Raw genomic sequence first — 10,714 nt, 5'->3', positions numbered from 1 at the left:
CGTGGACAGGGTGCCGAGAGGGGGTTCCCGGCACCCTGTCAGCGTGCCTTACTCGGGTGCGTCGCCAGGGGCGTCGCCGCCGACGGGTGGATACGCGCTCCAGATGTCGTCCCCGCGCAGCAGCGCCTCTGCACCTCCGTCGATGTACAGCGTCTGACCCGTCATGTGGGTATTGGCTTCGCTGACCAGGAATGCGAGCACCTCGGCGATGGTCTCGGCCTTCGCGTGCCCGTTCAGGGGCATCGGCAGTTGCTTGTCGAGCGCTTCGCCCGCGGTCTTGAGCAGTTCTTCGGTCATGGGTGTGACCACGACACCCGGACCTACGGCGTTGATGGCGATGCCCTCTCCGGCCCACTCGGGTGACGGGGCAGCCCGACGTACCCACCTTGCGACCGCTCGCTTCGACGATGTGTAGTTCACGAAGCCGGACGTTTCATCCTGCACAGCGGCCGCTTCGCCGATCTGCAGTGCTCGCTCTTCATCGCCCGCCAGCATCGCATCGACCAGGTCGGGGCTGTTCGGCTGCAGCGACGAGAACGAGCTGATGACGGCGACCCGCGGGCTGCTCGACTCCGCGAGGGAATCGCGCAGAGCATCCAGGAATTCGACGACGCCGAAGTAGTTGACGGCGCTCGTCTTCGCGATCGGCGCCGAAATGCCGGCCGCGGCGACGACAGCATCGACGCTCCCGCCCGCTGCGGCAAGGGCGTCCGCGGCGGCCTGCCGACGCCCCTGAGGGGTGCCGAGGTCGCCTTCGATATCCGACCCGCGCAGGTCGACACCGACGACTCGATAACCGCGACTCTTCAACAGTTCGTACGTTGCCTTGCCGATACCGGATCCGGCGCCGGTGATGATTGCAGTTCGCGTCATGGTGAACCCTTCGTGTCGGTCGCGGAGCCCCTCGCTGGACTCCTGAACGAGCGTATTCGACGGATGGCAGACATGCCAGGGATGCGGCGCGGCTCGTACACCGGGCGTCGGACGCCCGCACCGGATGCGACTGCACGGGAGAGGGTCGGTGAGTCAGCCCGACGCGAATTCGATCTGGAGTAATCGCTTGAGGGTTCGACTGCCGGCGGGTGTGACGATTAGAGCCCGACTACTTCTCTTCGGTCGAACCCATTGGCGCTCGTTGAAGACGGTCAAGATGTGTGCCCCGGCCGCACCGGCCAGGTGCAGTCGCCGCTCGGTCCAGTCCAAGCATGCGCGGGTAGCCGGACGGCGCCCCGGCAGGAAGGGGGATTGCAGGGTCTCGCTGAACCATGCCATGCCGTCGCTCGTGAGTTCCAGCGACTCGTCGACGAGGATGCGCTGCTGCACCAGCGCTTCCGTGATTGCGATGCCGAGTGCGCCGGCCAAGTGGTCGTAGCAGGTTCGCGCGCGCCCGAGTTGCGATTTGATAGTGGATTCTCGGAGGCTTCGCACGGGCGTGTCCGGTTGATTCCCGAGTGCAGCGACCGATTCCAGAGCCGCGGCGACGCGCGTTCCCGCAATTCGGATGTAGCGGTGTCGCCCTTGCCGATGCTCGATCACGAGCCCCGAATCGACCAGACGGTGCAAGTGTTCCGAGGCTGTCGAAGCAGCGACGCAGGCGTGCCGTGCGAGTTCCCTCGCGGTCCATGCCCTGCCGTCCATAAGCGCAACGAGCATCCTGGCGCGCGTTTTCTCCGCCATCGCCCCTGCAACCGAGCTGAGATTCTCTGCAGTCACAGAGCAAGTGTGTCACGGCCATTGTTCGGCATCCACCGAAGTGTTTCGCGCCCATAATGAGCGCATGGACATCCTCGACGACCAGCGGTTCACGGTTCCGCCCGTTCCTCACGCTACCGAAGGCGTGGCATGGCTTCGGGCACACGTCGCACGATTCTCCGAGGGCCCCGATCACGAACGTCGCCGAGAGCTCGTCCTCGCACTGCTCGGCGCGATCGAACCCGGCTCGCTCCGTCGTCCTGGCCATCCGGTAGCCACTCTCGCCGAGGCGATGGGACTGCCTCGCGGCATCGTCGCCGATATCGAAGCGGTCGCGGCCAGTTATCAACCCCACGATGCGGTAACTCCGGAGGCCGACGCAGCCGTTGCACGCCTCGTCGCCGTGGCCGGCAACGATTGGAATGAGGCAACCGCGGCGCGTATCGGGATCCTGGTGCAGGCGTGTGCGGCGACGCGATCGATGATCGCGGGGAACGATCCTCCCGTCCCCACCACGCGACGGATAGCGCCCGGCGGTGAAGAAATTCTCGTTCCTCTCGAGAACCGGCCATTCGGCGCGGGGCGCCACGAATGCCCGGGGCGAGAACACGCGGTTGCTCTCGCCGAAGGCGCACTGTCGTTCAGGAACCTTCACAACGCTGATGATCCGCTGCTGCTGCCAAACGCCTGGGACTTCGCCTCGGCCGCCGCCTTCGTGCAGAGGGGGTATTCGGCTGTCGGCACCACGAGTCTCGGAGTCGCCGCCTCGCACGGGCTGCCGGATGCGGGCGGCGCCACCTATCGCGAAACCATGGCGCTCGCACGGTCTCTTGTGCGGTTACCTGTCCCCGTGAGCGTCGATATCGAAGCCGGGTTCGGGATGGCTCCCGAACCTCTCGCCGCGGAGCTGCAGGAGATCGGCGTCGCGGGCGTCAATCTCGAAGATGGGCGTGGAGACGCGCTCGCGCCTCTCGCGGAGCACCGGGCCCTCGTCAGAGACTTCAAACGCGCGGCCCCCGACATGTTCGTCAACGCACGAGTCGACACCCACTGGCTCGGGTTGCAGGAAGAAGAGACCCGCGAGCGAGCCCTAGCGTATGCGGCAGCGGGTGCCGACGGGGTGTTCGTGCCCGGTCTGCGGGATGCGGAACAGATCGGAGCACTCGTCGCAGACCTCGGTGCGACCCCGCTCAACCTGCTTGCGCAATTGCCGCTGGACTGGCTGCGCGAACTCGGTGTACGTCGCGTGAGCACGGGCTCGCTGCCGTTCAGAGCTGCGCTGACGCAGGCCGTGAGCACCGTTGACGTCTATCGCTCGGGAGGCGCCGTGCCGCAGGCCATGAGTTACGAGGAGGCCGAGGAACTCTGCCGGTTGGCTGCAGCAGAGTAGTCGACCGGCGACACCGCGATCGGGCGTGTGCGAGGATCGAAAGACTATGGCTGACACGAGTATCTCTGACCTTCTGGACGCCGCCCGATTGAGCGGCCTGATCACGACACCGAAGGGCAGGATCGTCGCTCGGGTGTCTCGTCTGAACACCGCCGGTACCGCGTACCGCAGCGAACTCGCCGAACTGATCGACGACCGCGTCGTTACGCTGACGCGCGGTAACGCTTCGATCGGTTCGGTTGCTCTGGCAGAGGACGGCAGCACGCTGTTCACGTCGAAGCGCGTCGGCGAAGACGGCAAGGAAGCCGATGATGCGCAGCTGTGGGCACTGCCGCCGCGCGGAGAAGCGCGTGAGCTGGCCTCTCGCCCCGGCGGGTTCGGCAAGCTGCACCTGGGAGGCGGCCGGCTCATCGCGGAGCTGACCGTGCACTCGCAGGCGAGCGGAGAATCCGAGCACGCCGACCTCTCGAAGAAGCGCAAGGAGGCGAAGGTCACGGCTGCGCTGACCTCGGAGTTCCCGACCCGCTACTGGGATCAAGATCTCGGCCCCGCGCGCCAGGTGCTCGCCGTTGCCGATCTGCCGGAAGACCTCTGGACCGCGGAGGCGACATCCGACGCCGACAGCGCGGATGAGCAGGACGACACGAAGAAGCAGCTGCTGCACTTCCGTCACGTCACGATGCCGGCCGGAAGACTGCAGGGATGGATCGCCGATCGAGCAGGAGCCAGGGCGCTCGTGTCGATGTCGGACTCCTTCGACGATCTGCTCGGCGTGTACCGCGTGTACCTGCTGGACCTTGCGGGCAGCGAGGAGCCCCGGCTCGTGTTCGACGCATCCGCAGAGTACGAATTCGGGCCCGTCGAGTTCAGCCCCGACGGCTCGCGCGTTGTCGTCGGGCAGTACCGCACCTGGACCGAAACGGAGTCGATGGGGCAGAGGCTGTTCGTTTGGGACGTCGAGAGCGGCGAACTGACCGACCTCTGGCCCGAATTCGACCACTGGGCCGCGCCAGTCTGGCTCGATGACGAGACGCTGGTCGCCGGCAGTGACGATCAGGGCCGGGGCTCGGTCTGGATCGGCGGCCTCGGCGACACTGCGCCGCGCCGGCTCGCCGGTGGCCCCGAGCAGGAGCTCGCGTTCAGCGGTGTCGGTGTCGCAGGTGACCGTGTTGCCGCTGTCGCTTCCGGCATCGCCCGCGCTCCTCACGGCGTGAGCATCGACCCGGGGACGGGAGCGGTGGAGAAGCTCGCGAACCCCGTCGACGACATCGAGCAGACGGGTTCCCTCACCGAGGTGACGACAACAGCGGAGGACGGCAGCGCCCTCCGCGCTTGGCTGCGTGTTCCGGATGGTGAGGGCCCGCATCCCCTCGTCGTCTTCGCACACGGGGGCCCGTGGGGCTCGTGGAACGCCTGGACGTACCGCTGGAACCCGAACCCGTTCGTCGCGGCGGGATACGCGGTGCTGATGCCGGACCCGGCGATCTCGACAGGCTACGGGCAGGCCATGATCGATCGCGGGCAGCACGAGCTCGGAGGTGCGCCGTTCACCGACATCATGGCGCTCACGGACGTGACCGTGCAGCGCGATGACATCGATGAGACGCGCACGGCGCTCGGTGGCGGCAGCTACGGCGGCTACATGGCGAACTGGGTTGCGGGGCACACGGGCGACAGGTTCAAGTGCATTGTGACGCACGCGTCGCTCTGGGACACCGACTCGATGGGCCACACGACCGACAACGCGGGTTGGGAAGCTCCCATGCGGACACAGAACCTCACCTATAACCCCAAGGATTCCGTCGCCGACATCGTCGTGCCGATGCTGGTCATCCACGGCGACAAGGACTATCGGGTGCCGATCGCGCAGGGCCACCACCTCTGGTATGACCTCAACGCGTTCTCCTCGACCCCTCGCGACGAGAACGGGCGCACGCGACACCGCTACCTGTACTTCCCCGATGAGGGCCACTGGATCCTCGGCCGCGGCAACGCGCAGGTCTGGTACGAGACGTTCATCGCCTTCCTCGACGAGCACGTGCGCGGCAAGCAGTGGGAGCGACCGGCGACGCTCGGCTAGCCGCTGGTGGGTGCGGGGAGGTCGTTCTTCCGGGCGATCTCCCCGCCCTTCGCAAGCGGTCCGGGTTGATCGAAGGGGAATCGAGCACATGATCCTGGCGTTCACCGCTCTTGTAGTTCTGGTGGCAGCGCTGCTGCAACGCGTGACCGGGGTCGGTTTCGCGCTCGTGGCCACGCCTCTTCTCGTGCTCTTTCTCGGCCCCCATGACGGTGTGCGAGTCGTGGTCCTGCTCGGTGTGGTCGCGTCCGCCGTGATGAGCATTTCCATGTATCGGCACATCGAATGGCGCAGGGTTCCGCTGCTCGTTGCGCCGGCGATCGTTGTATCCCCGCTCGCTGCTCTCCTGACCTGGTCTGCGCAGCAGAACGTGCTTCTGCTGATTGTCGGAGCTACCGCGATTTTCAGCCTCGCAGCCTCCTGGATTCCCGGATTCTCAGGGGTTTGGAAAGGGCGAACCGGAGGCGTGCTGGCCGGCGGCACCGCAGGTTTCCTGCACCTCATCAGCGGATTGTCGGGGCCTCCTATCATCGCCTATGCCGCAAGTCAGCGATGGGAGAGGGCACGCTTTATCGCGACCGTGCAGATCGTATTCATCGCCTATCACCTGCTCACGCTTGCCTGGCGCGGGCTGCCGCAGAGCGGCTCGGTGATCGAGATCGGTGCGCTTGTGATCGTCGTGGCCATCGGAGTGTGGCTGGGTGGCCCGGCGTCGAGGAGATTGCCCATCGCGTATGCGCGCATCGCGATGTATGCGGTCGCGTGGGTGGGCGCTGCCTTGGTGTTCGCGAGAGCGCTGTACGGTCTCTTCGCCGGCCAGTGACCTCCAGCGGTTCGTGGGATGCCCCCACAAGTCCGAAGAGGATGCTCGCATCAAGAAGGTTACAGAGCGCACTGGCCCCGGCAGAAGCTGCACCGAGAGCATTTCACTTCAACCAATGGTTGAAACTTTGGGGCTTTGCGGGGGTTCTGCGCGCGTTCGTGTCAGAGGTCCGGTGCACGATGAATAGTGAGTCAGCAAAGCAGCGACGAACCCCGGGGGTGAACCAAATGTCGATCGATGTGAACGTCTACTTCGACATGGAACCCCGCTGGTCCGAGCGCGACATCGAGCACTACGCCGATGGCACGTTCGGTGTCGGGGATGTTCCGTTCGATTCGATCGTGCTGGCTCGCGCGCACATCGACCTCAGGAACGCGCTCGACCTGCAGCTTGAGCGGTTGAAGGAACTCGAGAGAGACGTCGAGAAGGTCATGGCGCTTCGCGAGGGTTTCCGCTCGGAAGTGCAGTCGCTGATCGATCAGCTCGAGCGCCATCAGGACGGTGAGTCGGGTGAGCTCTACGAGACGCTGTGCGACGAGGTCTTTCCCTCGCTCGCGGTGTATCAGCGCAAATCGGAGCGGGCCGTGCGCGGGCAGATCGACGATGCTGCCGCACTGCAGCGATCGCTGCCGAACACGCTGATCGCGTGGATGGACGGCGAGATCCACATAGGGCACGTGAGAACCCTGCAGGCCGCAAGCGCCGAGCTCGATGAGGAGCAACTCGAGGAGTTCGAGTCGCGGGTACTGCCGTACGCAAGCCGGAAAACACCCGGTCAGCTACGACGTCTCGCGAACAGAGTCGCTCGGCAGCTCCGGACCCCGACGCAGGAAGAGCAAGACGACGCGGCACAGGATCGTGCCGTGTGGCTGACGCAGCAGAACGACGGCATGACGCACCTCACGATCAAGACATCACCCGCGCTGGCAGCAGCGGCCATGGATCGCCTACGTCAAGCATTCCGGGAGCGGGACGCTAAGGACGACCGAAACCTCCCGCAGTTCATGAGCGATAGCGCCATGGCACTGCTGATCACCGGCGCCACGGAATCGGCTGATGGAGCGGGTTTCATGGCCGGCCTCTCACCGCGGGTCACCGTCACCATGCCGGCGACACTCCTGACCAACGGCAAGACCCTCGACGGGGTATCCGGGGCAGAGTTGCCCGATGGCACCCTGATCGACGACAAGACTGCGTTGCTGCTGGCGGCAGGAGCCACGTCATGGACGAGGCTTTTCACCGACCCCGTCACCGGCGTAGCGGTAACGGCAGACATCTACCAGCCGACGGCATCCCTCCGCAGGCTGATCATCGGGCGTGACCAGACGTGCCGGTTCCCGGGCTGTCATCAGCCCGCAAGTCGGGCAGATCTCGATCACACACGAGACTGGCAGTACGGCGGGCCTACGACGCCGGCGAACCTCGCCGCTCTGTGTCGGCGCCACCACGTCCTGAAACATCATCTGGGCCCGAACGCGGGCTGGACGGTCATGCAGGTGAGGCCCGGTGAGTTGGTCTGGATCGACCCTGGAGGGTGTCGGCACAGGGTCAAACCCGAACCCGTTCCGACCGCGATGTCGCCACCCTCCATCGAGCATCCCGCAAGGGCACTCGACACCGGCTGGTCATTGCCTTCCGAGCCCGTGCCGAAAGAACACGTGCCGTTCTAACCGGGCCGTTCTAGTCACCTGCCGTTCTAGCCCGGCTGCTCTTCGATCTCGACTGATCGCCCCTCCTGGGCCGAATGTCGTGCCGCATCCAGCACTGTCGATCCTCGATGCCCCATTCCGGACTGGATGCCGGGCTCGGCTTCGAGCGCACCGACCCGGTCATCGTGCAGATCTTCACGCAGCGCGGCCGCAGTGACGAGCAGAAGCAGCGCCTCTACGCCGAAATCGCGGAGCGACTCGGTGGCGTCGGTGACTAAGCCCGCAGGCGGCCGACCGCGCGCGCTCGAATTCGTACGGATTCGCCAGCGGAGTACGACACCGGCAGCTCGTCGATCGAGGTGGTCTCGACAGACGCCGGGTCTGCGCCCGCCCGAACAGCGCGATCGATAGCCTCGTCGGCGGCCGCTTCGCGCATCCGCTTCCGGGCATCGCCGGTCGCAACAAGCTTCTCCGCTTCGCCCGCAATATCCCCGAGTGCCACACCGACGGCGTTCGCCGCACCGTGGTGAGGGGGCCTGACGATGTTGCTGACTCCGGCCAGGGGAGCGTCGACGATGATGCTGCCGCCGCCGACGAGGACGACGGGCACGGGAGCAGCGCTCGTTTTCATTCGGTCGACGGCATCTTCCAACATTTCGAGAATTTCGGCGCGAGCAGCAGCTACAAGTTCCGAGCGTAAAGGGACCGGCCGGATGCCCTCGATCGATGCGCTGCCGGATGCGATCGCGATGTCGGTCGCGGTGAGTGTCGAGCCTCCGAACGAGCGAGCCTCGGTCGTGAGACGGTAACCGACGCTGTCCGGTCCGACGGTCACGACGTTGCCGGTATCCGAATCGTGACTCCGAACGATCGTCCCTCCTCCGAGGCCGATCGAGAGGATGTCGGGCATCCGGAAGTTCGTGCGAACGTCGCCCAGGGTGACGGCATCCGCGGATTGTCGCGGAAAGCCCTGCACGAGCATCCCGACGTCGGTCGTGGTGCCACCGATGTCGACGACCAGACCGTCAGTGAGCCCTGAGAGGTGAGCTGCTCCGCGGATCGAGTTCGTCGGGCCACCGCCGATGGTCAAAACGGGGAACTGCAGCGCGTAGTCGACCGCCATGAGCGTGCCATCGTTCTGCCCGAAGTACATGCGCGCGTCGATACCCCGCTGTCGGAGTGCCGCATTCAAGCCTTCGGCCATCGATCGAAGGGTTTCAATGAGTGCCGCGTTCAGGACGGTCGCGTTCTCGCGCTCGAGCAGGCCGAGCGACCCGAGTTGGGCAGATTGCGATACGGGAACCCCGAGTTCTTCCACGACGATCGAAGCGACAGCCTCTTCCTGGAAGGCGTCGATGGGAGAGAATACTCCGACAACGGCGACTGCATCGACCTCGCCTCGCATCGCGCGACAGGCGGTGCGGATCTCGCCGGTATCAAGGTCGGCGATGGGCCTGCCGTCGATCTCGAGACCGCCAGAAACGATGTGCGCGTGATTTCCTACCGCTCGACGGAGAGCGTCCGGCCATCCTTCGAGAGGAGGCACAGCGGTCGTCGCCGGTGCTGCGATACGGAGGACGCCTACACGGCCCAACCCGCGCCGCTCGACGATCGCGTTGGTTGCGTGTGTGGTGCCGAGCATTGCGAACGCGATCGAGGAGGGCTCGACGCCAGAAGCAGACAGTACTGCGTCGATCGAGGCGATGACGCCTTCGCTCGGATCGAGGGTCGTGGGGGTCTTTACCGCGGCCACGACTTCCAGAGTTTCGTTGTCGAGAACCACCGCGTCGGTGTTGGTGCCCCCGACGTCGATTCCGAGACGGTACTTGCTCAATTCGATTCCTCCGTTCCCACGGCTGCTCGCGCAGCGAGGGTCTCGATCGGCTCCCAGTCGACATCGAAGCCGAAGTATCGCGGTCCAGCAGTTGCGAGCCCCTCCGGAGTCCGCCAGCGCTCGTCCGCGGGCATGCCGATCACGGTGATGCGGGTACCGTAGCGGATGCCTTCTGTCGTGATGGGGCGTCCGGATGAAGCGTCGATGACGGCGATCAGGTCGGGCGTGACCGCAGCTGCCCGACCATCGCGGCGCGCGAGCAGCATCTCGTTCTGGAACAGCAGCTCGAAGCGCGAACCGCGGAATTCGCCGATGCCTTGCAGTTCTGCGGAGCCGCGAGTGAACCCCGCTTCGAAGCCGCGTTGCAGGTCGACGACCTTGCCGTCGAAGAGGTGATGAGCGTTCAGCTCCCGAATCAGCTTTCGGACGGGATCGACGTCGGAGTGGTCCCCGAGACGAGCATTCAGTACCTGCCCTATGCGCTTCGCGAGGGAGAGTGTGCCGGGGATGCCCACTTGTCGCACGACGTCGCCGCCGTACATGTAATCGATCATCGTCGCGGCTCCTCCCATCTCCACTGTCACCGAGCGGGCGAGTCGCTCCGACCAGCGGCCGTCCACGGGGCGGGTCACGACCTCGTTGCCGTGATGGTCGGTCATGACGGTGACGCCGGGCTTGAAGCCGGCGAGGTGGAAGGTCACCATTTGCGCTTCGGGGAATGCGCGGCCCATCGCGTCGGCATCCACGACGGGCAGCCCGGCGATCGCAGCGGCAGCGATCGGGATCATGGAGTTGCCGCCGCCCACTTCGATAGGCATAACAGCCGTGGGCTTGCGGCCCGTCGCGCGTTCGGCTGCTTCGAGGGCCTGCAGGAGTTCGGACTCGGCCATGATGCGCTCGACACTGACCGACGGTGCGCCGATGCCGCCGATGGGAACGACGAAGTCGTCATCGGAGAGCCGGTCGAGCGGCATCAGCTCAACATCGCCGTGCAGGCGGATGAGTCGCTTCGCGGTCAGGGCGCCAACGTGGGGGTCGCCCCCGCCACCGGTGCCGAGAACGGTAGCGCCCAGAGCGATGTCGTCGATATCGTCGACAGATATGCGGGTCTCCTGCATTTAGACTTCGACTCCTTCGATGACTGTTTTACCGGCCTTCCGTCGAAGCGCGAGCTCGAATGCGAGCGCGGCGATAAACCCGACGATGAGGCCGTCGAGTGCCGGGATGGTCGTCAAAGTCACGAGGCCGA

Annotated in this window: 8 protein-coding genes and 1 pseudogene; 5 read left to right on the top strand and 4 right to left on the bottom strand. The window is 65.5% G+C overall.

Translation table 11 applies throughout. From position 1 onward, the window contains the following. Positions 1 to 48 precede the first annotated feature (48 nt). Together Q0O95_RS11440 and Q0O95_RS11435 are read right to left on the bottom strand one after the other, a co-directional pair. A complete protein-coding gene (locus Q0O95_RS11440) occupies positions 49 to 873 on the bottom strand; it encodes an SDR family oxidoreductase (RefSeq protein ID WP_293698682.1) in 825 nt (274 codons plus the stop codon). A 153-nt stretch (positions 874 to 1,026) separates the two neighbouring features. Then, the gene (locus tag Q0O95_RS11435) at positions 1,027 to 1,713 is read right to left on the bottom strand and encodes a winged helix-turn-helix domain-containing protein (protein WP_293698679.1); all 687 of its coding nucleotides are present in this window, start codon (positions 1,711 to 1,713) and stop codon (positions 1,027 to 1,029) included. A gap of 64 nt (positions 1,714 to 1,777) precedes the next feature. Between Q0O95_RS11435 and Q0O95_RS11430 the strand changes: the two genes are divergently transcribed. The 5 genes and pseudogenes from Q0O95_RS11430 to Q0O95_RS11410 form a co-directional block, all read left to right on the top strand. After that, complete coding sequence (locus Q0O95_RS11430; RefSeq protein WP_293698676.1) at positions 1,778 to 3,082, top strand: isocitrate lyase/phosphoenolpyruvate mutase family protein; 1,305 nt, start codon at positions 1,778 to 1,780, stop codon at positions 3,080 to 3,082. Between the two features lie 46 nt (positions 3,083 to 3,128). After that, entirely contained in the window at positions 3,129 to 5,162 is a 2,034-nt protein-coding gene (locus Q0O95_RS11425; RefSeq protein ID WP_293698673.1) for an alpha/beta fold hydrolase, read from the top strand. 88 nt (positions 5,163 to 5,250) lie between these two features. Continuing rightward, positions 5,251 to 5,982, top strand: coding sequence for a sulfite exporter TauE/SafE family protein (locus Q0O95_RS11420; protein WP_293698671.1), 732 nt, complete (start codon positions 5,251 to 5,253; stop codon positions 5,980 to 5,982). A 227-nt stretch (positions 5,983 to 6,209) separates the two neighbouring features. Then, the gene (locus Q0O95_RS11415) at positions 6,210 to 7,652 is read left to right on the top strand and encodes an HNH endonuclease signature motif containing protein (RefSeq protein WP_293698669.1); all 1,443 of its coding nucleotides are present in this window, start codon (positions 6,210 to 6,212) and stop codon (positions 7,650 to 7,652) included. 125 nt (positions 7,653 to 7,777) lie between these two features. Further along, positions 7,778 to 7,903, top strand: a pseudogene (locus Q0O95_RS11410) (tautomerase family protein); the annotation flags it as partial. A 2-nt stretch (positions 7,904 to 7,905) separates the two neighbouring features. Here Q0O95_RS11410 and Q0O95_RS11405 read toward each other — a convergent pair. After that, positions 7,906 to 9,465, bottom strand: a complete 1,560-nt coding sequence (locus Q0O95_RS11405) for a hydantoinase/oxoprolinase family protein (protein WP_293698667.1) — start codon at positions 9,463 to 9,465, stop codon at positions 7,906 to 7,908. After that, positions 9,462 to 10,583, bottom strand: a complete 1,122-nt coding sequence (locus tag Q0O95_RS11400; protein ID WP_293698665.1) for a DUF917 domain-containing protein — start codon at positions 10,581 to 10,583, stop codon at positions 9,462 to 9,464. Before Q0O95_RS11400 ends, Q0O95_RS11405 begins: the two co-directional genes overlap by 4 nt. Positions 10,584 to 10,714 lie beyond the last annotated feature (131 nt).

It is taken from the genome of uncultured Agrococcus sp. (genome assembly GCF_945915485.1).
In the GTDB taxonomy this organism is placed as follows: domain Bacteria; phylum Actinomycetota; class Actinomycetes; order Actinomycetales; family Microbacteriaceae; genus Agrococcus.
The sequence above is the reverse complement of the archived record's forward strand: the minus strand, read 5'-3'. Positions and strand labels throughout refer to the sequence as shown.

Coding starts and splice junctions, on each gene's coding strand:
- Q0O95_RS11440 (WP_293698682.1), bottom strand. CDS start 873: ATGACGCGAACTGCAATCATCACCGGCGCCGGATCCGGTATCGGCAAG.
- Q0O95_RS11430 (WP_293698676.1), top strand. CDS start 1,778: ATGGACATCCTCGACGACCAGCGGTTCACGGTTCCGCCCGTTCCTCAC.
- Q0O95_RS11425 (WP_293698673.1), top strand. CDS start 3,129: ATGGCTGACACGAGTATCTCTGACCTTCTGGACGCCGCCCGATTGAGC.
- Q0O95_RS11420 (WP_293698671.1), top strand. CDS start 5,251: ATGATCCTGGCGTTCACCGCTCTTGTAGTTCTGGTGGCAGCGCTGCTG.
- Q0O95_RS11415 (WP_293698669.1), top strand. CDS start 6,210: ATGTCGATCGATGTGAACGTCTACTTCGACATGGAACCCCGCTGGTCC.
- Q0O95_RS11400 (WP_293698665.1), bottom strand. CDS start 10,583: ATGCAGGAGACCCGCATATCTGTCGACGATATCGACGACATCGCTCTG.